Source organism: Mesorhizobium sp. WSM3626 (assembly GCF_000513935.1).
Classification (GTDB): Bacteria; Pseudomonadota; Alphaproteobacteria; order Rhizobiales; family Rhizobiaceae; genus Mesorhizobium; species Mesorhizobium salmacidum.
In genome coordinates, this window is sequence record NZ_AZUY01000007.1 from 39,163 (window position 1) to 61,994 (window position 22,832).

General features: G+C 63.5%; 22 protein-coding genes. 11 read left to right on the forward strand and 11 right to left on the reverse strand.

From position 1 onward, the window contains the following. Nucleotides 1–112: 112 nt before the first annotated feature. Nucleotides 113–565 (forward strand): hypothetical protein, encoded by a 453-nt coding sequence (locus M653_RS0107580; RefSeq protein WP_027142792.1) that lies wholly within the window; start codon nt 113–115, stop codon nt 563–565. A gap of 15 nt (nt 566–580) precedes the next feature. Here M653_RS0107580 and M653_RS0107585 read toward each other — a convergent pair whose 3' ends face one another. The 4 genes from M653_RS0107585 to M653_RS0107600 all read right to left on the reverse strand — a co-directional run bounded on the left by M653_RS0107585 (nt 581) and on the right by M653_RS0107600 (nt 3,609). Beyond that, entirely contained in the window at nt 581–1,555 is a 975-nt protein-coding gene (locus M653_RS0107585) for a WD40 repeat domain-containing protein (RefSeq protein WP_027142793.1), read from the reverse strand. 94 nt (nt 1,556–1,649) lie between these two features. Beyond that, nucleotides 1,650–2,177 carry a hypothetical protein gene (locus M653_RS0107590; RefSeq protein WP_027142794.1) on the reverse strand — a complete coding sequence of 176 codons (528 nt, stop codon included), beginning with the start codon at nt 2,175–2,177 and terminating at the stop codon, nt 1,650–1,652. After that, nucleotides 2,174–2,452, reverse strand: coding sequence for a DUF1778 domain-containing protein (locus M653_RS0107595; protein WP_027142795.1), 279 nt, complete (start codon nt 2,450–2,452; stop codon nt 2,174–2,176). Before M653_RS0107595 ends, M653_RS0107590 begins: the two co-directional genes overlap by 4 nt. Nucleotides 2,453–2,532: 80 nt before the next feature. Beyond that, nucleotides 2,533–3,609 (reverse strand): GTP-binding protein, encoded by a 1,077-nt coding sequence (locus tag M653_RS0107600; RefSeq protein ID WP_027142796.1) that lies wholly within the window; start codon nt 3,607–3,609, stop codon nt 2,533–2,535. A 421-nt stretch (nt 3,610–4,030) separates the two neighbouring features. Between M653_RS0107600 and M653_RS0107610 the strand changes: the two genes are divergently transcribed. After that, nucleotides 4,031–4,501 (forward strand): MarR family transcriptional regulator, encoded by a 471-nt coding sequence (locus M653_RS0107610; RefSeq protein WP_027142797.1) that lies wholly within the window; start codon nt 4,031–4,033, stop codon nt 4,499–4,501. A gap of 12 nt (nt 4,502–4,513) precedes the next feature. Here the strand turns inward: M653_RS0107610 and M653_RS0107615 are convergent, their stop codons facing one another. Further along, nucleotides 4,514–5,383, reverse strand: a complete 870-nt coding sequence (locus tag M653_RS0107615; RefSeq protein WP_027142798.1) for an AraC family transcriptional regulator — start codon at nt 5,381–5,383, stop codon at nt 4,514–4,516. 73 nt (nt 5,384–5,456) lie between these two features. Here M653_RS0107615 and M653_RS0107620 point away from each other — a divergent pair, with 73 nt between their 5' ends. Further along, nucleotides 5,457–5,843, forward strand: coding sequence for a DUF2000 family protein (locus M653_RS0107620; protein ID WP_027142799.1), 387 nt, complete (start codon nt 5,457–5,459; stop codon nt 5,841–5,843). Between the two features lie 28 nt (nt 5,844–5,871). Here the strand turns inward: M653_RS0107620 and M653_RS0107625 are convergent, their stop codons facing one another. Next, entirely contained in the window at nt 5,872–7,104 is a 1,233-nt protein-coding gene (locus M653_RS0107625; RefSeq protein ID WP_027142800.1) for a multidrug effflux MFS transporter, read from the reverse strand. 479 nt (nt 7,105–7,583) lie between these two features. Here M653_RS0107625 and M653_RS0107630 point away from each other — a divergent pair, with 479 nt between their 5' ends. From M653_RS0107630 to M653_RS0107645, 4 genes are all read left to right on the forward strand, one after another. Beyond that, complete coding sequence (locus M653_RS0107630; protein ID WP_032935110.1) at nt 7,584–8,468, forward strand: DMT family transporter; 885 nt, start codon at nt 7,584–7,586, stop codon at nt 8,466–8,468. A 65-nt stretch (nt 8,469–8,533) separates the two neighbouring features. Then, nucleotides 8,534–9,556, forward strand: coding sequence for a LacI family DNA-binding transcriptional regulator (locus M653_RS0107635; RefSeq protein WP_084636511.1), 1,023 nt, complete (start codon nt 8,534–8,536; stop codon nt 9,554–9,556). Continuing rightward, nucleotides 9,553–10,536: a 2-hydroxyacid dehydrogenase gene (locus M653_RS0107640; protein ID WP_027142803.1), complete on the forward strand. Its 984-nt coding sequence runs from the start codon at nt 9,553–9,555 to the stop codon at nt 10,534–10,536. Before M653_RS0107635 ends, M653_RS0107640 begins: the two co-directional genes overlap by 4 nt. Before the next feature lie 85 nt (nt 10,537–10,621). Continuing rightward, nucleotides 10,622–11,026 (forward strand): hypothetical protein, encoded by a 405-nt coding sequence (locus tag M653_RS0107645; RefSeq protein WP_027142804.1) that lies wholly within the window; start codon nt 10,622–10,624, stop codon nt 11,024–11,026. Here the strand turns inward: M653_RS0107645 and M653_RS0107650 are convergent, their stop codons facing one another. Then, a complete protein-coding gene (locus M653_RS0107650) occupies nt 11,027–11,800 on the reverse strand; it encodes a gamma-glutamyl-gamma-aminobutyrate hydrolase family protein (protein ID WP_027142805.1) in 774 nt (257 codons plus the stop codon). Nucleotides 11,801–12,062: 262 nt separating this feature from the next. Here M653_RS0107650 and M653_RS0107655 point away from each other — a divergent pair, with 262 nt between their 5' ends. Continuing rightward, complete coding sequence (locus M653_RS0107655) at nt 12,063–13,172, forward strand: TRAP transporter substrate-binding protein (RefSeq protein ID WP_027142806.1); 1,110 nt, start codon at nt 12,063–12,065, stop codon at nt 13,170–13,172. Between the two features lie 102 nt (nt 13,173–13,274). Here M653_RS0107655 and M653_RS0107660 read toward each other — a convergent pair whose 3' ends face one another. The 4 genes from M653_RS0107660 to M653_RS0107675 all read right to left on the reverse strand — a co-directional run bounded on the left by M653_RS0107660 (nt 13,275) and on the right by M653_RS0107675 (nt 17,802). After that, on the reverse strand, nt 13,275–14,303 hold the full coding sequence (locus tag M653_RS0107660; protein ID WP_027142807.1) for a zinc-dependent alcohol dehydrogenase family protein: 1,029 nt from the start codon (nt 14,301–14,303) through the stop codon (nt 13,275–13,277). An 18-nt stretch (nt 14,304–14,321) separates the two neighbouring features. Continuing rightward, complete coding sequence (locus M653_RS0107665; RefSeq protein WP_027142808.1) at nt 14,322–16,109, reverse strand: TRAP transporter large permease subunit; 1,788 nt, start codon at nt 16,107–16,109, stop codon at nt 14,322–14,324. Next, the gene (locus M653_RS0107670) at nt 16,109–16,714 is read right to left on the reverse strand and encodes a TRAP transporter small permease subunit (protein WP_027142809.1); all 606 of its coding nucleotides are present in this window, start codon (nt 16,712–16,714) and stop codon (nt 16,109–16,111) included. The genes M653_RS0107665 and M653_RS0107670 overlap by 1 nt, the downstream gene beginning before the upstream one ends. Before the next feature lie 182 nt (nt 16,715–16,896). Further along, the gene (locus M653_RS0107675; protein WP_027142810.1) at nt 16,897–17,802 is read right to left on the reverse strand and encodes a branched-chain amino acid ABC transporter permease; all 906 of its coding nucleotides are present in this window, start codon (nt 17,800–17,802) and stop codon (nt 16,897–16,899) included. Between the two features lie 141 nt (nt 17,803–17,943). On the opposite strand from M653_RS0107675, the gene M653_RS0107680 reads away from it, so the two are divergent. The 3 genes from M653_RS0107680 to M653_RS0107690 all read left to right on the forward strand — a co-directional run bounded on the left by M653_RS0107680 (nt 17,944) and on the right by M653_RS0107690 (nt 22,790). Continuing rightward, complete coding sequence (locus M653_RS0107680) at nt 17,944–18,552, forward strand: CGNR zinc finger domain-containing protein (protein ID WP_027142811.1); 609 nt, start codon at nt 17,944–17,946, stop codon at nt 18,550–18,552. Further along, nucleotides 18,545–19,078, forward strand: coding sequence for a hypothetical protein (locus M653_RS0107685; protein ID WP_027142812.1), 534 nt, complete (start codon nt 18,545–18,547; stop codon nt 19,076–19,078). Before M653_RS0107680 ends, M653_RS0107685 begins: the two co-directional genes overlap by 8 nt. A gap of 217 nt (nt 19,079–19,295) precedes the next feature. Further along, nucleotides 19,296–22,790 (forward strand): indolepyruvate ferredoxin oxidoreductase family protein, encoded by a 3,495-nt coding sequence (locus M653_RS0107690; RefSeq protein WP_027142813.1) that lies wholly within the window; start codon nt 19,296–19,298, stop codon nt 22,788–22,790. Nucleotides 22,791–22,832 lie beyond the last annotated feature (42 nt).

Here is a 22,832-nt window from a genome sequence, read left to right on the forward strand (position 1 = left end):
GCGACGGCAATTGGCCGCGCGGCCGTTCTGCATTGGCTCAGCCCTAGCTGGCGGCGCTTGACGCTCTGCGCGAAGTCGGCGCCAATGGGAACGGCAATAGGGGGCAAGGGAAATGCGGACGATCATCTGCGTGACGGCACTGTTCCTGTCGGCCGGTACGGCCTGTGCGACCGGCGGCATCTGGTGCTCCGTCGATGATCCACAGGTGAAATTCCAGGTCGATGCCGGCGTCACCACCGGCATGGGCGGCCCGACCTTCAACTTCCGCGGCGACCTCGAAATCAAGGCAAGGCCGGCCGGCGATCAGCTGCGCAAGGCCACTTTCGAGAACTCCAACCTCACCCAATACTGGCTCGACAACAAGGAGCTGCGGCTGAACATCTACCACGAGCAGGAGCTGGCCAAGACCTACAGTTCGGTCGAACTGACGATCCTGACCAGGGCCAGCGACGAGGGCGTCTATGATGGAGATTACAAACTCGCCGTCTATGACAGCACGGCCGACAAGGACAGCGATGGCAAGCCGGTCGATCTGACCGGCAAGGTTTCCTGCGGCGCCGAGTAATCTGCTGTTTCGAAACTACGCAGTGATGTCGATGACGCCGCAGTCGCCGGCGGCACTGCCGAAGGCGACGCGGCGTTCTTCCTTGTCCCACATCATCGCGGTGATGGCGCCTTTGCCCGGGCGCCGCAAAAGCACTTCCTTGGCGTCGGAAAAGCGCACCGCCATGACCATGCCGTCGTCATAGCCGACGGCGACGACATCCTGGCTCGGGTGGCAAGCGACCGCCGTCACCATGGCGTTGCCCCGGGTGCCGAGTTCCAGCGGCGCCTTGCCCATCGGCCCGTCCTTGGCCGAGAACGGCCAGACGATCGCCGCCGGCGCGCCGGAACTGGCCAGCCACTTGCCTTTCACGCTCCACGACAGGCTTTTGACCTTGCCGGGATAGCCGCTCATGCGCATGTGCTTGCCGTCGGCGAGTTTCCAGCCATGCAGGGCGTTTTCCTGCATGGTGGTGACCAGAAAGGCGCCGTCCGGCGAGAAGGTAATACCGGTGTGGGCGCCCGCCCATTCGAGTTCCACCGGCTTGCCTTCGGCGGCCGGGAAATGCAGCGTCGCGCCGTTGTAGCGGGCAACGCCGAAGCGCATGCCCTTGGGCGAGAACGCCAGCCCCTCGACCGAGCGCGGATGGGCAAATTCCCGGGTCTTGCCATCGGCGAAGCGCACGAAGGCGGTCTTGCCCGTGGCATAGGCGATGGCCCCTTGCGGCCCGGCGGCAACGCTGGTGATCCATTTCTTGCCGGCGCTCGCCACCTCCTGGGTCTCACCGCCGGCTTTGACGGCAAACACCTTGCCGTCCTCACCGCCGGTGATCAGCCGGTCGTTGGCCGCGTCATGAAAGGCCGCGAGCAGCCCATCATTGGCCTGCACAGTCTTGTGGCCATTGTCGAGCCGGTGGACGGCGCCATCGGCCAGCGCGAAATGCGGCACATCGCCAAGGAAGACGGCGGTAACGCAATGGCCTTCGAGATCAAGCGGGGCGACTGTGGGCATGATTGTCTTTGTTCAACTGAATGAGATTACAGAGGCGGCTTACTCGACGTTTGCGGTTCCGGCAACCGGCAGATCAGATGGCGAGAGGCTGTCATCAAAGCAGGCCCTTCGCCCGCAAATCGGTTGCGAACGTCGCCAATGGCATCACCAAGGTCAGATCCGATCCATCGAGACGCTCGGCCCCGTAGCTGGCATACCATCTTGCGGCCCGCTCGCTCTTGGCATCGATGATGAGCAGGATGCCGCCGCCTTCGCCAGCAAGTCGCAAGCAGCGCAACGCGGCGGCGGCAAGCAGTTGACCTCCAAGTCCTTGCCTGGCGACGCTGCGGTCGGTCGCCAGCCGGACAAGCTTGAAGCCGGAAACCTCGTGCCGCGCCAAGCCTCTCGTCATCGTCTCCGGCACGGTTTCATGAGCAATGGCTGACGGCGCGATCGTATAGAAGCCAAAGATCCGCTCCAAAGCGGTATCGTCGATCGCACAGAAAGTCTTGGCGGCATTTTGTTCGTGGTTTTGCCGCGCGAACCGCCGCAGAAAATCGTTCATCTGCGCATCGCCGCAATCGAACGAGGCCCGATCATGGCGTTTCGCAATCGGCTCCTCGTGCCAGGCGGGAAGCGTCACAGAGTATCCGGCAAGGCTGCGATCGCTGCTCGGAGCTTGGCATTGGGTTTCGGCGGGTTCTCCAGCAGATCGAGTATACGTGTGAAATCGCGGTCGGACACTTTCGCAACCTCGGCTGCTTCGATTACGGCCTGTGCTTCCGGAACCACCTTGTTGAGAATGAAGTCGGTAACGTCCTGATGAGATAGCGCGGCGGCGCGCGCGATCATCGCCTTCTGGGCAGGCGCGATGCGGATTTGATAGCGCTCGGTTTTGTTGTCGGCCGACCTGGGCATCGGAAATCTCCTCGGGTCCATGTACACATGATATGTGTACATGGACCCATAGTCAATCTCGAGAGCCCTTCAATACAGCCCTACGAGGCTTGGCAGGCCTCGAAACTCTTCCTCAGCCGCTCGGCGTCGAGTTCGCGGCCGATGAACACCAGCCGGCTTTCGTGCTTCTCGCCGTCCTTCCAGGCGCGCTGGTGGTCGCCTTCGATGATCATGTGCACGCCCTGGATGACATAGCGCTCATCATCGCCCTTGAGCGCGATGATGCCTTTCAGTCGCAGGATGTTGGGGCCTTCCATCTGGGTGATCTTCTCGATCCAAGGGAAGAATTTCTTCGGGTCCATCTCGCCGCCGCGCAGCGACACCGACTGCACCGTCACGTCATGGATGTCGGAAGGATGTGCGTGATGGTCATGCCCGTCATGATCATGATGGTGGTGATCGTGGCCATCATGGTCGTGATGATCATGATCATGATCGTGGTCATGGTGATCATGATCATCATGCGCCTCGAGGAAATGGGGATCGTTTTCCAATGCCCGGGACAGGTCGAAGGCGCCGCGGTCGAGCACTTCCGACAGCTCGACACCGGCGCGGGTCGTACGATGGATCCTGGCCGCCGGATTGATGGCGCGGATCGTCGCCTCGACCTTGGCGAGCTCTTCCGGGGTCACAAGGTCGGTCTTGTTGAGCACGACGACGTCGGCGAAGGCGATCTGGTCCTCGGCTTCCCTGGAATCCTTGAGCCGCAGCGGCAAATGCTTGGCGTCGACCAGCGCCACCACGGCATCGAGCTTGGTCTTGGAGCGCACGTCGTCGTCCATGAAGAAGGTCTGCGCCACCGGCACCGGATCGGCGAGCCCGGTGGTCTCGACGACGATGGCGTCGAAGCGGCCGGGCCGGCGCATCAGGCCCTCGACGACGCGGATCAGGTCGCCGCGCACCGTGCAGCAGACGCAGCCATTGTTCATCTCGTAGATTTCCTCGTCGGATTCCACGATCAACTCGTTGTCGATGCCGATCTCGCCGAATTCGTTGACGATGACGGCGTAGCGCTTGCCGTGGGTCTCCGACAGGATGCGGTTGAGCAGCGTCGTCTTGCCGGCGCCGAGATAGCCGGTAAGAACGGTTACGGGGATCTGCGTCTGTGCGTCGCTCATGGCTTGCCTCGAAATGACTGGGCCCTGAAATCCAGGCCGCGAAAGGGATTGTCGGTTCCATATAGGATGTGCGCCGGGCTTTTGCACGGGGCAAACCATGGGCCAAATTTTACCGCTGGGATTCGTTCTGACATCGTGGCCGCGAAAAGCGGTCGCCGCCGCGCGATGGAATAATCAGGGGGTCGCCTTGCCCGGGCTGGCGGGTGTCGGACCGCATTCACGCAGCGGTTGGTCCGAATTTCCTGCACGCGAAACTCGTTTGTCATCTAACTGAAATAAACATCTGGCATCACCACGGCGGACACCGCAAATGCTTGCCGGCAAAGCTGTTTCGGATGCCGGAATCTTTTTCGATCGTCGATTGCCAACCGGCCGGCTGCGTCTATGCTGTGCGCACCGGTACGGCCGAAGAGGGATGACCATGGCCAAGGCGGACAAGACTGCAACGATGAGCCGGCTGCATTCGGCGGCAAGGCTGGCAAGGACCGCGCTGGCGGCACGGCTTCTGGCGCACGGCTTCTACGCCGGCCAGGATCAGATCATGCTGTCGCTGGACCGCGAGGACGGCCAGACACCGGGCAATCTTGCCGGGCGTCTCGGCGTGCGTCCGCCGACCATCACCAAGACCATCAACCGGCTGCAGGCGCAGGGCTTTCTGGAAAAACGCGCATCGGAATCCGATGCCCGCCAGGCCCATATCTTCCTCACCGATACCGGCCGTGAAACCATCCGCGCCATCGAGAAGTCGGTGAAGAAGACCGAAAAGCAGGCGCTGAAGGGCCTCGACAAGAAAGACCAGAAGGCGCTGTTCAAGCTGCTCGCCCGTATCGAGGCCAACCTCTCCAACGAGGAACTGGTGCTGATCGACGACGACGCCGAGGCGGACGAATGATCTCTTCGGCTATCAAGCCGCCGCGGCAGCTCCGTGGATCAAGGACGACCAGCGTCCCGGTGTCATGCCGAACGCTTTCTTGAATTGCCTGTTGAAATGGCTCTGGTCGCTGAAGCCGGCCTCGACCGCGATCTGCGCCAAGGGCTCGCCGGCGGCGATCATCCTGCGCGCGCTCTGAAGCCGGCGCATCACCAGGAAACGATGCGGACTGGTCGAGAAGGCCGCGCGGAAATGTCTCGACAGGGCATAGCGGTCGAGACCCGTGATGGCTTCCAACTCGTCCGAACGCACGGGCCGGTCGAGGTTTTCCGTGAGATATTCGCGCGCCAGTGTCGCCGCCCGCCACGCCGTCCCGGCTAGTGCCTTTGCCGGCTGACCGGCATGCCGGGCGAGGCTTTGCACCAGTTGAGCCAGGAAGTCTTCGATGAATAGCTCGTCGAGTTCCCGCTCCAATGGCCCAAGCGCCGAAAGCAGCGTCGCGCAAAAGGTATCGTCGGTCACCACGCCGTCGCTGACGAACGGCAACGCCGTGCCGCCGAGACAGTCGAGCATCATTGACGGCTCGAGATAGAGCATTCTGTAGCGCAGGCCTTCCTCGGTACCCGCGCCGCCATCGTGCAATTCGTCCGGATGCAGCACGATAACCTGGCCGGGCAGGCTATGCCGCGCGGCACCACGATAGCGAAAGGTCTGCACGCCGCGCAGCGTCACCCCGATCGCATAGGTGTCGTGGCGATGGGGATCGAAGGCGCTGCCGTGAAACCGCGCCTCGATGCGCTCCATCCCCGCAGGGTCGGGAGCGGAGATGATGCAGCTTTCAGCGGCATCGGCGCACAAACGTCCAAGACCCTCGAAGGCCTGGCGGTCTAGTTCGAACGACATCGTCTCCTTCAGCCTCGCAATACGGGGCCTAACCTCGAATGGCGCATTTTCTCATGTTTGATACGAATTTGCAATCGTACTGCGGGAAGACCTGCCCGTCTGGCAGAAACTCAACGTCACCGCCTTCCTGACCAGCGGCGTCGTCGCGCAATTCCCCGACATCATCGGCGAGCCCTATCGCGACCGCGCCGACAATCTCTACAATCCCCTATCGATCCAGCCGGTCATCGTGCTCTCGGCCGACCATGCGGCGCTTGGTGCGATCCACCGGCGTGCGCTGGAACGCGGCGTCACCACCTCGCTCTATGTCGAGGAGATGTTTTCGACCGGCTTCGACGCCGCCAATCGCGCCGTCTTTGCCGAATTCGCGCCCGAAGACGCCAAGGTGGTCGGCATCGCGCTGCGCGCAGGGAAGAAGGTCGTCGACAAGATCACCAAGGGTGCCCGCATGCATGCATAGAGGCAAACTCACAAACTCAATCGACTGGCTACCGCCGATCGAGAAAAGCTGCATACAGTCCCGCCAGCAATGCGAATATCGCCGACACCAGCATCATGGAAAAAAGCGCTGGAGCTGAATCTGCAAGAAACAGGCCGGCGATGGAGGCGATGAGTGCCCCGCCGCCGATCCTCATTGCGGCGGCCAGTCCTGCCGCGGTGCCAACAACATCCGGCCGTACCGACAATGCGCCGCTGTTGGCGGCGGGCATGGTCAACCCGTTGCCGATACCGATGAACACGCAAGGTCCAAAGAAGGCCAGAACGTGAGTGGTGCCAAAGCTTGACAGGACCAGGCCGATCACCAGACCCGCGCAGGTCAGGAGGCGCGCAAAAACAAGTGTGGCGCCCAGCGAGATCTTCGAGGCATATCGCCCGGCCAAATAGCTGCCGAGAAGGAAGCCGGTCGGGACTAATCCCATGTAAAAGCCGAGCTTCATGCTTGACCCACCGAGCGCATCGCCGACGATCAATGGCGCTCCTCCGAGGAACACATAAAGCACGCCCATCGAGCAGGCCATGCACAGGGTGTGGGCCCAAAACCGCGCCGACCGGAGGAGCAGTCCATATGAGGCAGCGTAGTTCCCATCGGACCTCGACAATGGGGTGGCCGTTCTCCTGATCTCGCGCATGGATAAGGCCAAGGTTGCCGCGCCGAGGATCGCGAAGACAATGAAGCTTGACCGCCATCCGAACAGTTCGTCCAGCGACCCGCCCAACAAGGGACCGACCATGGGTGCGAGCGCCCACCCCATGGCGAGATAACCAAATTTGCTGGCGGCTTCGCGCTCACCCGATGTCTCTTTGATGATGACCAGAGCGACGGAGTAGCAAGGGCCAATGCACGCTTGCATAGCGCGAAACAGAAGAAAAATGCCGATGTTGGGGGCCAGGGCGCAGCCGATGGACGCGGCGACGAAGATCAGGAGAGATGCCAAGACGACCAGCCTTCGCCCAAATCGGTCCGATATTGCGCCTCCGGCGGCCTCTATGAGGGCGGTGATAATCGCAAAGCCGGCAACCGACAGATTGACCAATGCGAAATCAGCTTGAAACGTTGCGGCAATGTTCGGCAGCGACGGCAAAATCATGTTCACCGGCAACACTGCAAGAGCTGAAAGCAGAATGAGAGTGATTAGTCGGGGTGGAGCAGCCGGTTCGGAGAATATCGTTTTCCTGATTGTGTCTGTGCTCGGACTCGGAATGGGGTTGTCGCTCGCCATGATCTCGTTCGCCTGGTCGGTGGGATTGAAGTGAGGGTCTGACGGGGCGGCCCAAATTCCGGGCATAAAAAAAGGCCCCGTCTGGAGCCTGCTTACCGCGCATGGTGCTTTCGCCGGATGGTTACACCATCCTGCCCATGCGCTCTCTTACCACGATGAAAATCATTGCGATGTTCATGGCATCACGGCTAGGCGGAAAGGTGCATGTCGTCAAGTCGGCATGCTTTCGACGTCGATCAACAAAAAAAGACCATGGAGCCTGTACTCAGACTTGACCTGAGCTGGTGGCGGTTTGGGCCGTGACATGCCGGACGAGGCTAAGCCTGTCCAGGCGTCTTGTTGTGCCAGACGTTTTTGGCTTGCCGGCAAGCGACAATTCCCGCAAAGGTGGGCTCCAGCCCAGCTTTTCCCCCGGCCTGCACGTGAATCCTTCCCAAAGAGATGCAGAAAGCGCGACGCCGCCGGTGGCGATCCTGTGCATGCTGACGACCTATGTCTTCTTCACCTTCCTCGACACCAGCAGCAAATATCTCGTCCTTGCAGGCGTCTCCGTCCTGATCGTCGCCTGGGTGCGCTTTGCCGTGCATGTCGTGCTGGTCGGGGCGCTGCTGCGCGGCTGGCGCGAGCCGGTGCGGTTCCGCCCGGTCAACTTGCCCGCGCATGTGATACGCGGCGCCTTCCTGTTCGGCTCGACCATGTTCAACGTCCTGGCGCTGCGCTCCCTGCAACTGGCCGAGACGACATCGATCTATTTCTTCGGGCCCATGGTGATCACCGCGCTTGCCGGCCCGCTGCTGGGCGAATGGGCCGGCTGGCGGCGTTGGCTGGCGATCCTGGCCGCTTTCGCCGGGGTCTTGATCATCACGAGGCCGGGTGTCGGTGTTTTCGGCGTGGGACATCTCTTCGCGCTCGGCTCGATGCTGTCGAACTGCTTCTATGTCATCATGACGCGCCGCATGTCGGCGACCGAAACGTCGGAAAGCCTGATCCTGTTCTCGGCGCTGGCGCCGGCGGTGCTGCTTTTACCCATGCTGCCGTTCTCCTTCTCCTTGCCGCACGATGGCTGGCACTGGTTCATCCTGCTCATGCTTGGTGTGTTCGGTGGCGTCGGCCATTGGCTGCTGGTGCAGGCCTATCGGCTGGCGACGACCACGGCGCTGGCGCCCTATCCCTATTCGCAGATGGTGTGGATGATCATTTCCGGCTGGCTTGTCTTCAAGCAGTTCCCCGACCGCTGGACGCTGGTCGGCGCCGCCATCATCGTCGCCAGCGGCCTCTACATCGTCCATCGCGAACACCGGCTCAGGCTGCGCAGCCGCGCGGCCTCGGATGTCGAGGCCGAAGCGCTGGCAAAAAAACTTTGATTTGGCCCCGATCGATGGCATAAGGCCGCCCTTAAACAGTTTAAAAAACGACGGGGAGCGAAAGCCTGGCACAGAAGATCAAGCTGTCGACGATCGCGGATGCGCTCGGCGTGTCCACGGCCACGGTTTCGCTGGCGCTGCGCGACAGTCCGCTGGTCGCCGGCTCGACGCGCGACCGCATCAAGGAACACGCCCGCGCCATCGGCTATATCTACAACCGCCGCGCCGCCAGTCTGCGCACCTCGCGCTCGGGTATTGTCGGTGTCGTCGTGCACGACATCATGAACCCGTTCTTCGCCGAGATCCTGCGCTCGATCGAGAGCGAGCTCGACCGCAGCCGGCAAACCTTCATCCTGTCCAATCATTATGATCAGCTCGAAAAGCAGCGCACCTTCATCGATACGCTGCTGCAGCTCGGCGCCGACGGCGTCATCATGTCGCCGGCCATCGGCACGCCCGCATCAGATATCGTCATGGCCGAGGAGAACGGCTTGCCGGCGGTGCTGATCGCACGCACCGTGGAGGGCGCCGACGTGCCGGTGTTTCGCGGTGACGATGCCTATGGCACGGGCCTCGCCACCAACCACCTGATCTCGCTCGGCCACAAGCGCATCGCCATGATCGGCGGCACCGACCAGACCTCGACAGGGCGTGATCGCTACCAGGGCTATGTCAACGCCATGGAGGCGGCGGGGCTTGAAGTCAGACCGTCCTGGCGCATTGCCGGCCCGCGCACCAAGCAAGCCGGCTTCGAGGCGGCCGGGCAGTTCCTGGCGCTGAAGGACAGACCGACCGCCGCCTGCTGCTGGAACGACCTCGTCGCCATCGGCCTGATGAACGGCATAGCGCGCGCCGGCCTGGTGCCGGGCATCGACATCTCCGTTACCGGCTATGACGATCTCGAGGAGGCGGCGATCGCCACGCCGGCGCTGACCACCGTCTGGAACGGGCAGCGCGAGGTCGGCCGCCGCGCCGCCAGCGCGCTGCTCGACAAGCTCAACGGGCAGACGGTGCGGCCCTCGCAGGAATTGATCAAGCCTGAACTGCATGTGCGCCAGTCGACCGGCAAGCCGGTGGAGCGTGCATGACCAGGGCCAAGGATCTGCAAGCCGTTGCCATTTTGGTGCCGGCGGATTTCAGCGATCACGCCGTCGGGCGTATCGAACGGACCTTCAGGCGCGTCCGCATCGAGCGCGCCGATCCGGCGCTGGTCACCGAGGAGATGCGCCGCGCCGTGCGTGGCATCGCATCCTTTGCCGGCATCAGTGCGGCGATGATGGATGCGTTGCCCAATCTCGAACTCATCGCCTCCTTCGGCGTCGGCTATGATTCGGTCGACGTCCACCATGCGGCGGCGAAGAACATCATGGTCACCAACACGCCCGACGTCCTGACCGAGGAGGTCGCCGACACCGCGATCGGCCTGCTGATCAACACAATCCGCGACCTGCCGCGCGCCGAGACCTGGCTGCGTGACGGCAGCTGGGTGCGCAAGGGTAACTATCCGCTGAGCCGGCTGACCTTGCGCGCGCGCCGTGTCGGCATTTTCGGCATGGGCCGCATCGGCCAGGCCATTGCACGGCGGCTGGAGGCGTTCGGACTGCCGGTCGCCTATCACAACCGACGTCGTGTCGAAGGTCTTGCCTACCAGTATCACGCGACGCTGAAGGGGTTGGCCGAGGCAGTCGACACGCTGATTTCGGTGGCGCCCGGCGGTGCTTCGACACAGAAAGCGGTCAATGCCGACATACTGTCGGCGCTCGGCGCGAACGGCGTCTTCGTCAACATCGGCCGCGGCAGCACCGTCGACGAGGCGGCCCTGGCGGTCGCTCTCGCCGACGGCACCATCGCCGCAGCCGGGCTCGATGTCTTCGCCGACGAGCCGAATGTCCCCAAGGCGTTGCTCGACTTGCCAAACACCTCTCTGTTGCCGCATGTCGGCTCGGCTTCGGAGCACACGCGCCGCGCCATGGCCGATCTGTGCGTCGACAATCTGGTGTCGTGGTTCAGCGAGCGCCGGCCGCTGACACCGGTGCCCGAGACGGCGCATGTGCGGGCGCACAGCTGAGCGCCCGGCTTCGCCATATTTATTAACGTCTGCTTAACCCTTTGAAATCATTGTTCATCCTGTGCGTGCGTGGGTGAAGATCAGGATGAAGACGCTTTCCACATTGATCGGGGCCGCTGCCTTGTTCGGCGGCGTTCAGCTGTTTCATGCCGGCGGTGTTGAAAGCGTCGGCGAAGAGGCCACGCCGTCCGACACCTACAGGCTGGTGGCCAATGGCGACGAGGGGGCCTGCGCGGTCACGCGCGGCGCCTCGGTCTCGGATGGCTTGTCGCTGTTGACCGTGGCTCCGAATTGCCGACGGCTCCTGCCGGGCCTCGAGCAGGCGAAATTCTGGCGCGAGCAAAACGACGGAACGGTCGCCTTCAGCGCCAACGGCATCGATCCGATCGTCACCTTCGCCGTGGCTGACGGCAACGGCTACGAATCCTACGCCCCGGCGCTGCCGTTGCTGTCGCTGGCATCGGACGGTGGCTTGAAGCGCGGAAACTGACTACTCAGCCGCGGCCCGTGCGCCGGCTTTCGCCGCCGCGTGCAAACGCACCGCATCACCGAAAGCGCGAAAAATCTTGGCGGAATTGCTGTCCGATTTGACCCAGTATTCGGGATGCCACTGGACGCCGACGGCAAAGGCGCGCGCGCCCTTGACCGAAACCGCTTCGACCGTGCCGTCAGCGGCGACAGCCTCGATCTCGAGCTTCGAGCCCAACCGGTCGATCGCCTGGCGATGCAAGGAATTGACTTTGATGTCGCCCGCGCCGAACACGCCGGCGAGGCAACTGCCTGGCTTGATCGAAATCGTCTGGTGAATGGCGAAGCGCTCATCCTGTTTGTCGCTCACCGCCGCACGGTGGTCCAGCGACCCCTCGCGCTCCTGGATCTCGGTGCCCAGCGTGCCGCCAAGCGCCACGTTCAGCTCCTGGATGCCGCGGCAGATGGCAAGCAGCGGCACGCCGCGCTCGATCGCCTTGCGGATCAACGGCAGCGTCGTGGAGTCGCGCGCGGTGTCATAGGGGCCATTGGCTTCGCTGGCATCGCTGCCATAGAGCGAGGGATCGACATTGGATTTCGAGCCGGTCAGCATGACGCCGTCGACCGACGACAGGAGTTCGTCGAAGTCCAGCCGGTCGCCGAACGAGGGCACCAGCAGGGGGAAAACGCCGGCACCTACGATTGCTGCTTCCAGATATTGTTGGGGCGCGGCATGCCAGGTGTAGTTGTCGAATTGACGGACGTCGGTCGATATGGCGACGAGCGGCTGCTGCATTTGGGTCTGTTTTCCATCTGGCAAGGGATGTCCTGCCTTTAAAATAAGCGATCCCCCGGCATTTTTCCAGCCAAGTTTCAGCGTGTCGCATGGGCCAGGAAACCGCCTGTTAGACTATAGTTGCAGGGTCGCACGGCTTCGCCACCAAATCCGGCCGCGGTGCTGGACTCGACTCCTTGCCCGTGTATTGTTTCGTGCGAACCGATGCGGGGGCCGAGGATTTCCCGAACGTCGGTCTGTTGATCCAAAAGGGAGGAACTGCATGGATCGTCGTTCATTCATCCGCAAGGCCGGCGTCACCGGCGTCGGCGCAGCCGCGGCAGCGGCCACGCTCGCCGCACCGGCAATAGCCCAGTCCAATCCCAAGGTGACATGGCGGCTGGCGTCCTCCTTCCCGAAGTCACTCGACACCATCTATGGCGGGGCCGAAGTGTTCTCCAAGATGCTGTCTGAAGCCACCGACGGCAATTTCCAGATCCAGGTCTTTGCCGCCGGCGAACTCGTTCCCGGCCTGCAGGCCGCCGACGCCACCACGGCCGGCACGGTCGAGGCCTGCCACACGGTGGCATATTATTATTGGGGCAAGGATCCGACATGGGCGCTGGGTGCGGCGGTGCCCTTCTCGCTCAACGCGCGCGGCATGAATGCGTGGCACTACCATGGCGGCGGCATCGACCTATTCAATGAGTTCCTCGCCACGCAAGGTCTGTTCGGCCTGCCGGGCGGCAACACCGGCGTGCAGATGGGTGGCTGGTTCCGCAAGGAAATCAACACCGTCGCCGACCTCTCCGGCCTCAAGATGCGCATCGGCGGCTTTGCCGGCAAAGTGGTGCAGAAGCTCGGCGTCGTGCCGCAGCAGATCGCCGGCGGCGACATCTATCCGGCGTTGGAAAAGGGCACCATCGACGCCGCTGAATGGGTCGGCCCCTATGACGACGAGAAGCTCGGCTTCTACAAGGTCGCCCCCTATTACTACTATCCGGGCTGGTGGGAGGGCGGCCCGACCGTCCACCTGATGTTCAACAAGGCGAAATACGACGAGCTTTCGCCGACCTACAAATCGCTGCTGCGCACGTGCGCCCAGGCCGCCGATGCCAACATGCTGCAGAAATACGACTACGTGAACCCTCCGGCGGTGAAGCGGCTGGTGGCCGGCGGGGCGAAACTACGTCCGTTCAGCCAGGAGATCATGGCCGCGTGCTTCGAGAAGGCCAACGAGGTCTATGCCGAAATGGAAGCCTCGAACGCGCCGTTCAAGAAGATCTGGGAATCGATCAAGGGCTTCCGCAAGGAGCACTATCTCTGGGCGCAGGTGGCCGAATACAACTACGACACCTTCATGATGGTCCAGCAGCGCAACGGCAAGCTGTAGGCGATCGCACTTTGTTTGTTCGAAAGCCCCGGGGCTCTTCTGTCCCGGGGCTTTTCCTTGCTCAACGGCGACGGCAATTGCCAGACGCCCGAAGCCCGCGCCTCAGCCCAAACCCGGCACCACCAGCACCTTCACTTCGCCTGGAGCCGGCGCGTTGGCGATCACCGCCGGCGCCTCTTCGAGCGTGACTTGCCTGGAGATCAGCCGGTCGATCTCGATGGCGCCCGACGCGATGAGCGCGGCGGCGCGGCGGTGTGTGTAGGGGTTGAGGAACGAGCCCAGCACCTTCAGCTCCCGGAACAACAGGTCGAAGGGCTCGAATTCCGCCTTCATGCCTTGCGGCGTCACGCCGACGATGACGACGGTGCCGCCGGCCCTTGCCAGCCGCATCGATTGCTCGACGGTCTCGCGCACACCGGCGCATTCGAACACCACGTCGACGCCATCAGGCATCAGGCCGGTCGGACCGGCGATGGCATCGATCACATCGGCGGCTGTGGGGTCGACCGTCGCCGTCGCACCGAGTTCCCTGGCAAGCGCGCGCCGCGAGGCTTGCCTTGTCGACAGGATGATGGTGGTGGCCCCGGCAAGCCGCGCCAGTTGCACGGTGAGCAGGCCGATGACACCGCCGCCGAGCACGACAACCGAACTGCCTGGCCTGATCTCGGCAAGCTCGACGCCGTGCAGGCAGCAGCCGAGCGGCTCGCAGAACGCGCCATGTGTCGGCTTCATATCCGCGGGAAGGACAAAAGCCTGTTTCTGCGGCATCACCACATAATCGGCAAAGCCGCCGTCGCGGTGGATGCCGATGGCGGTGAGATTGCGGCACAGATTGACGCGGCCGGCATGGCAGTGGCCGCAGCGTCCGCAGGCAATGTTGGGGTCGCCAGTGACCCGGTCACCGACGGCAAAGCCGGAGACGGCGGTGCCGACCGCCGCGATGATGCCGGAGAATTCGTGCCCGGGCGTCAGTGGAGGCCTGCAGGGGAACTCGCCGTGGAAAAGATGCCGGTCGGTGCCGCAAACACCGCAGGCCTCGATCCGCACCAGAAGCTCGTCCGGACCGGGGACCGGCTTGGGAATTTCGCGTAGCGAGATGCTGCCCACTCTCTCCAGCCGCACGGCTTTCATGGCGTCTCCCCTCCGAGCTCAGTTGAAATTCGGCGGCTGCGACAGGTCCGGCGTCGGTGTCGCCGGCTTGGCTGGTGGCGTATCGCCGAAATTCGGCGGTTGCGACAGGTCGGGCGTACCGGGCGCCGCCGGTGCGCCACCGCCATTGGCAGGCGCGCCGCCACCTTCCTGCGTGCCAAGCGGCGACAGGCTGGGCATTTCCGGCACCTTGTAGTCGATCGTGCCGGAATCGACGGCCGCGCCCTTGTAGCGCATCACCATTTGCGGGAAGGCGATGGTCAGGCCGATCATGATCACCTGGATGCAGACGAACGGCACCGCGCCCCAATAGATCTGGCCCGTCGTCACCGGCGCGATCTGCTTGCCGGTCAGGCGGTCGAGGTAGGGCACGCGCGAGGCGACCGAGCGCAGATAGAACAGCGCGAAACCGAACGGCGGATGCATGAAGCTGGTCTGCATGTTGACGCCCAGAAGCACGCCGAACCAGATCAAGTCGATGCCGAGCTTGTCGGCGGCCGGCGCCAGCAGCGGCACGATGATGAACGCCAGTTCGAAGAAATCGAGGAAAAAGGCGAGGAAGAAGACGAGCATGTTGACGCCGATCAGGAAGCCGACTTCGCCGCCCGGCAGCGAGGTCAAGAGATGCTCGACCCAGATCTGGCCGTTGACCCCATAGAAGGTCAGCGAGAACACCCGCGCGCCGATCAGGATGAACAGCACGAAGGACGACAGCCGCGTCGTCGAGGCCAGCGCCTGCTTGATCACGTCCATCGACAGCCGGCCCTTCATCGCCGCCATCGCCAGTGCGCCGACCGCGCCCATGGCGCCGCCCTCGGTTGGGGTGGCGATGCCGAGGAAGATGGTGCCGAGCACCAGGAAGATCAGCGCCAGCGGCGGGATCAGCACGATCACGACCTGCTGCGCCAGCCGCGACATCATGTTGATGTTCAGGCCGCGGTCGAGAATCGCGACGACGTAGATGAAGATGACGCCGACGGCCGCGCCGAGAATGTCGGCATTGTCGCCATGAGCGGGCACCAGGTAATGGTAGGCCGCATAGGCGGTGGCCACGGCCGCTACCAGCGCGATCAGCAAGGACACCACGCCATGGCCGAGTGTCCGCGCCTCGAGCGGCAGAGCCGGCATCGACTTTGGCCGGACGATCGACATGATCACGATGTAGAGCGTGTACAGGCCGGTCAGCACCAGGCCGGGGATCAGGGCGCCGGCATACATGTCGCCCACAGAGCGGCCGAGCTGGTCGGCGAGAACGATCAGCACCAGCGATGGCGGAATGATCTGGGCGAGCGTGCCCGACGCCGCGATGACGCCCGATGCTACCCGGCGGTCATAACCATAGCGCAGCATGATCGGCAGCGAGATCAGCCCCATGGCAATGACGGATGCCGCCACCACGCCAGTGGTCGCCGCCAGCAGCGCGCCGACGAAGATCACCGCATAGGCGAGGCCGCCGCGGATCGGTCCGAACAACTGGCCGATCGTGTCGAGCAGGTCCTCGGCCATGCCGGATCGCTCAAGCACGATGCCCATGAAGGTGAAGAACGGGATGGCCAGCAGCGTGTCGTTCGACATCACCCGGCTGCCGTAGAAATTGTCCGGCAGCGCATAGAGCAGCGGCCAGGCGAGATTGATCGCGCCGCCTGAATAGGGCGTCAAAAGCACGCCAATGAAGAAGAACATCAGGCCGTTGGCGGCGAGCGAAAAGGCGACGGGATAGCCGATCAGCATGAACAGAATCAGCGAGGCGAACATGATCGGCGCCATGTTCTGGGCGATGAACTCCATCACGAACGCACCTCTTCAGCGAGCGCCTTGGCTTCTTCAGCGAGCGCCTTGGCTTCGAGTTCAGCCTGTTCGTGCACGGAAATGAACGGGTTGGGATCGTCAATGATGCCGCGCATGATGGCGATCTTCTTGATGATCTCGGAAATGCCCTGCAGCGCGAGCAGGAAAAAGCCGACCAGCAGGATGGCCTTGGCCGGCCACACGATCAGGCCGCCGGCGTTGGTCGACATTTCACCGCTGTGGAACGACAGCGATACGTAGGGCACGAAATAGAACACCATCAGCGTCACGAACGGCATCAGGAAGAAGAGGTGGCCGAAGAGGTCGATCCAGTGCTGCACGCGGCGTGAAAACAGGCCGTAGACGATATCGATGCGGATATGCTCGTTCTGTTTCAGCGTATAGGCGGCGGCCAGCATGAAGGCGGCGCCGAACAGGTACCATTGCAGCTCGAGCCACGCGTTCGACGAGGTGTCGAACACCTTGCGGATGACCGCGTTGGCCGCACTCACCAGGATGGCCAGCAGGATCAGCCAGGATACCGATTTGCCGATGAACTCGTTCATACGATCGATCGTTCTGGATAGAGCGAGAAGCCCTGCCATGCATTCCTCCCTGATGCGGTGACGCGGGATCCCCCTTTTTCGTCGCGCCGCCTGGCCCAACCGTATGCAGTGCGTGGTCCGGTTGGTCAACAAGAGGAGGAAGGATGCAGGCCATCGGCTCTTGCGGCACGGTGGAAAACCGCAGCCTGACGATACGTCATGCAACCAAAGTCTGATGGGGTTCAGACGACCTTGCCGGTGTCGCGGCCGGCGCCGATCAGGATCAGCATGGCCACCAGGAACAGATACATCCACGCATCGCGCCATTCGACCGGGAAATAGCCGGCCCACAATGATTCGGCCATGCCGAAAGCGGCCGCTCCCAGCGCGGCCCGTGGCGGCGAGAGATAGCCGCCGACAGCCGTCACGAACAGGATCTTCAGGCCGTAGACCAGGCCGGAACCGAAGCTGACGTTGCCGTAATAGAGACTGGCCATGACCCCGGCCAGCGCCGCGCAGAAGCCTCCGAGCAGCACGGCACGCCTAAACACGCCACGCACGTCGACGCCGCACAGGGCGGCGGCCCTGGGGTCGTCGGAGACGGCGCGCCAGCACCGGCCGAAGTTTGAGCGGGCAAACGCCCATGTAGCGAGTGCGACCGCCGCCAGGACCACGACGCAGTCGAGCACCTGGATCAGCGTCAGCGTCGCCTTGAAACCGGAGCCTTCGGCGAAAACGATGGGTTCGGCCAGCATCGGCGGCAGCCACAGATCATGCGTGTCGGCCGCGATGCGGCTTGCTTCCGACAGGACGATCAGGATGCCGAGCGTCGTCACCACGATGGCATTGGGCGAGCGGTCGGCCAATGGTTCAAAGACGCTGCGTGACAGGACATGGCTGATGAGCGCGGCATAGAGGAACGCCGCGACGACGCCGAACAGCACCGAAGCCAGCAGCGTCAGCCACAGCACCTGGTAGCCGAAGGCGACGCTCAGGATCATTGCCTGGCCGCAGAAGGCAAACAGCGCCCCATAGGCGAGGTTGGTGCGGTGCAGGATGCCGTTGGTCAGCACGTAGCCGAAGGCGAGCAGGGCATAAAGCGCGCCCGAATGCAGCCCGTTCAGCACCTGCTGGAAGAAATAGAGCATGCTCGACAACACCACAAGCATCCCGCCCAAGAGCGGATCGGACAGGAGCGGATCGGATAGAGGCGATCATACCGTGCGCATCTGAGGTTTGCATCGCCAAATCTAACTTGTCAAATGCGATTTATCGGTTAGATTTTCGGAATGACAGTCGCCTGGACCCCACACCGCTTCACCGGCGGCCTGCTTGCGCTCGACACGACAAACACCGTCGTGCTGCGTGGCGATCCGGCGCGCACGTTCGACCGCTTCGATGATCCGGCCGAAATCGCCCGCTTCGCCGACGCGGCCAGCGGCTTTCGCGCCGTCGAGCTTGGCGACAGGCGGCTGGCGGTGTCCTCGCCGGCTGCAATCGCGCCCGTCGTGCTGTCGATCCGCGAGACGACCGACCGGCTGTTTCGAGGCGCGGTCTCGAAGGGCGCGGTCGCCACCGCCGACCTGCCTGAATTCCTGCGGGCCTGCGCCGACGGCCTGGCCGCCGGCCGGACCGAGATCGGGGCGCCGGGACGGCCGTTCGGCGATCCGGCGACGCCGATCGCCTTCGAGGCGGCGCTGGCGGTTTCAGCCCTTTCACTGCTGCGCGGCGACACGGTCGCGAGGCTCAGGATTTGCCCCAACTGCACCTGGCTGTTCGTCGACAGAAGCCGCAATTCCAGCCGCCTTTGGTGCGACATGGCGGTGTGCGGCAATAGGCAGAAGGCAAGCCGCCATTATCGCCGCCGCATCGCGGCCAACGAGGTCAGGAATGGCTAGAATTCTTTCCCGCTTGATCGTTGTTGGCGTGGCGCTGGTTGCGGCGATGGCGCTCGGCGCCTGTCGCGATACTGGCGGCGAGGGCAAGCTGTTCGAGGTTTCCGGCAAGATATTCGTCTTCAACTACCGTCTTGCCAGGGCGACCTACGTCGTGACGCTGCGGCCCTTGCGGCCGATGGGCGAGGGTCAGGTGGCGGTCGCCATTTTCCAGAATCCAGCCGGCGGCGCGCCCTTCGTGATCGAACAGAAGATCTGGCCGAAGCTCGACAAGGTGAGCCTGGAAAGCCCGGCGCTCACCTGCGTCGTCAAGAACAAGCCCTATGCCATCGCCATCAGCATCAAGGGCGCCGACGGTGCCGTCCTGCAGACCATCGACACCACGCTGATGTCGACGGAAGACCAGTCCATCCTGCCTGACCGGCCATTGGTCATCGACCAGCTCTACACGGCCAATCCCGATCTCGCCGGCCATCCCGACGGCAAGCTGCCGGGCGAGCCGAAGCCGGACTGCTCGAAAGCCGGCTGACGCCTGCCGACGGCATCGATTTCGCCCGGAATTTCTGTGCGCCGTCGCGCTGTCGGCCCACGCTTTCATGCGCGGCCCAGCACCCGCCGGACTGTTTGTTGCGCGTTGGCTGGTCCTTTCGATTTTGTTTGACCTGTCTTGCAAGGGAAGAAAGGATGCGTCATCCGATCCCGACGTTGGCCGCTGCCCGGCGCGGCCTTCGCAGAGGAAATGCCTGATGACGCTGCATGATGTCGCGCTCGACGACAAATTCGATCTTGGCAAGAAGCGCATCTTCCTGTCCGGCGCGCAGGCGGTCATCCGCATGCTCCTGATGCAGCGCGAGCGCGACCGCCGTGCTGGCCTGAACACGGCAGGCCTTGTCTCGGGCTATCGCGGCTCGCCGCTCGGCGGCCTGGATATGCAGCTTTGGAAGGCGAAAAAGCAGCTCGGCGAGGCCGATATCGTTTTCCAGCCTGGCCTTAACGAGGAGCTTGCCGCCACCGCCTGCTGGGGCTCGCAGCAGACGGAACTGTTGGGTGAGGGCACCCATGACGGCGTCTTTTCGGTCTGGTACGGCAAGGGTCCGGGCGTCGATCGTTCGGGCGATGTGTTCCGCCACGCCAATCTCGCCGGCTCGTCAAGATATGGCGGCGTCCTTGCGCTCATGGGCGACGACCACATGGCCGAATCCTCGACCAATGCGCACGCCACCGAATTCCTCTTCGTCGACACCATGGTGCCGATCCTGAACCCGGCCGGAGTCCAGGAGATCATCGACTACGGCCTGTATGGCTTTGCCATGTCGCGCTTCGCCGGCACCTGGGCGGCGATCAAATGCGTCAAGGACAATATCGAATCGACAGCTTCGGTCGATGCCTCGCTCGAACGGTTGAACATCGTCGTCCCGGATTTCGACATGCCGCCGGGCGGCCTCAACATCCGCCACGAGATCGACATGCTCGGCCAGGAAGAGCGGCTGCATGAGCACAAGCGTGCCGCGGCCTCCGCCTTCATCCATGCCAATGGGCTGAACAGGATCGTCTATTCGGGCGGCCGCAACCCGAAGCTCGGCATCATCACGCTGGGCAAGAGCTATCTCGACGTCCGCCAGGCGCTGGAGGATATCGGCATCGACGAGGCGGAAGCCAACCGCATCGGCGTGCGGCTGTTCAAGGTCGGCTGCCCCTGGCCGCTCGACCTGCAGCACATCGCCGAGTTCGCGCGCGGTCTCGACACCATCGTCGTCGTCGAGGAGAAACGCTCGCTGATCGAGGTGCAACTGCGCGAAAGCCTTTATGGCACCGCCACGCAGCCGGTCATCGTCGGCAAGAAGGACGAGCGCGGCGACTGGCTGTTCCCGGCCAAGGGGGCGCTGGACCCCAACGAGATCGCCATTGCACTGGGCGAGAGGATCGTGAAGACCATCGGCCCGTCCGAAGAGATTTCGGCAAGGGTCGCGAAGTTGCGCCAGTTCCAGGCGATGCTGAAGGACGCTACCGACATCGGATCGCGCACGCCCTTCTTCTGTTCGGGCTGTCCGCACAATTCCTCGACCAAGGTGCCGGACGGCTCGATCGCCGCCGCCGGCATCGGCTGCCACTTCATGGCGCTCTGGATGGACCGCAACACGCTCGGCTTCACCGCCATGGGCGGCGAGGGCGCGCAATGGGTCGGCCAGGCGCCGTTCTCGAAGCGCGGCCACATCTTCCAGAATCTCGGCGACGGCACCTACAACCATTCGGGCACGCTGGCGATCCGCTTCGCCCTGTCGAGCGAAGCCAACATCACCTACAAGATCCTCTACAACGACGCCGTCGCCATGACCGGCGGCCAGCCGCATGAAGGCGGGCTGACCGTGGACATGATCGCCAGGCAGGTGCGGGCGGAGGGCGTCGACCGCATCGCCATCGTCACCGACGAGCCCGACAAATATGCTGGGAAGGCCGAGTTTCCGGCCGGCGCTACCATTCACCATCGCGACGACCTCGATCTCGTCCAGCGCGAGCTGCGCGACGTCGAGGGCGTATCGATCCTGCTCTACGACCAGACCTGCGCCGCCGAAAAGCGCCGTCGCCGCAAGCGCGGCACCTTTCCCGATCCTGACAAGCGCGTCTTCATCAACGAACTGGTCTGCGAAGGCTGCGGCGATTGCGGTGTGCAGTCGAACTGCGTCTCGATCCAGCCGGTCGAGACCGAATTTGGCCGCAAGCGCAAGATCGACCAGTCGAGCTGCAACAAGGACTTCTCCTGCGTCAACGGCTTCTGCCCGTCCTTCGTCACCGTGCACGGTGCCAAGATCCGCAAGGCAGAAGGCCTGGCCGGCAAGACCGACCCGCTCGAAGGCGTACCGACACCAGTGGAATTCCCGCTCGGCGTCGAGGGCTGGGCGGCGATCATCGACGGCGTCGGGGGCACCGGCGTCGTCACCGTCGGCGCCGTGCTCGGCATGGCGGCGCATCTGGAGGACAAGGGTTGCGGCATGATCGACATGGCCGGCCTCGCCCAGAAGGGCGGCTCTGTGTTCACCCATGTCCGCATTGCCCGCACACCTGAAGAGATCAATGCCATCCGCGTTTCGGCGGGCAAGGCCGACCTCGTGCTCGGCTGCGATCTCGTCGTATCGGGGGCCAAGAAGGTGCTGACGGCGGTGCGCGAGGGCCATACGATCTTCCTCGCCAACACCGCCGAGATCATGCCGGGCGAATTTGCCCGATCGGCCGATTTCTCGCTGCCGGTCGAGCGCCTGAAGAAGGCGATCCGGTCCGCCGCCGGCGACGACAAGGCCCATTTCTTCGACGCCACCCGTACCGCCACCGCACTGTTCGGCAATTCGCTCGGCGCCAATATGTTCATGCTTGGCTTTGCCTTCCAGCACGGTGGTCTGCCGCTCTCGGCCGAAGCCGTTGAAAAGGCCATTGAATTGAACGGCGAAGCGGTGGCGATGAACATCGCCGCTTTCCGGTGGGGCCGCCGCGCCGCACATCAGCCGGATTTTGTGCGCGGCCTCGTCGCCCAGCCGGGCTCAACCTTCGCCGACAAGACCGGGCAGGCCGCGCCGGTCGCTGAGACGCTCGACGAGATCATCGCCCGCCGAGGCACTTTCCTCACGGCCTATCAGAACGCTGCTTACGGCAAGCGCTACGCCGACAGGATCTCGACGCTGCGAGCGGCGGAAACCAAGGCCATGCCGGGTTCGACGACCGTGACCGAGGCCGCCGCCAAAAGCCTATTCAAGCTGATGGCGATCAAGGATGAATACGAGGTGGCGCGGCTCTACACCGACGGCTCCTTCGCCGCCGAGCTTGGCAAGCAGTTCCAGAGCTACGAGAAGCTCGAATTCCATCTCGCGCCGCCGATCATGGGGCGTCGCGGCAATGACGGCAAGCCGAGGAAATCGAGCTTCGGGCCTTGGATGATGAAGGGCTTTCGCCTGCTGGCGGCGATGAAGGGCCTGCGCGGCACGGCTTTCGACCTGTTCGGCTACACCGCCGAGCGGCGCATGGAACGGCAATTGCTGGCGCAATACGAAGCCGATCTGCAGCTCGTGGCCAGCTCGCTGGCGCCGGGCAAAATCGAGGCCGCGGTAGCCCTGGCCTCGGTCCCGGCGCTGATCCGCGGCTATGGCCATGTCCGGCGGGCAAGCGCCGAAAAGGCGGCGGGCGAGCGCCGCAGGTTGCTCGACCGTTTTGCGGCGGCACCGGCAAGGCCTGAACTCCAGGCCGCCGAGTGAGCCAAAAGCGCCCGAAAATCAGGCGTTTGAGCCCAAGCTAAA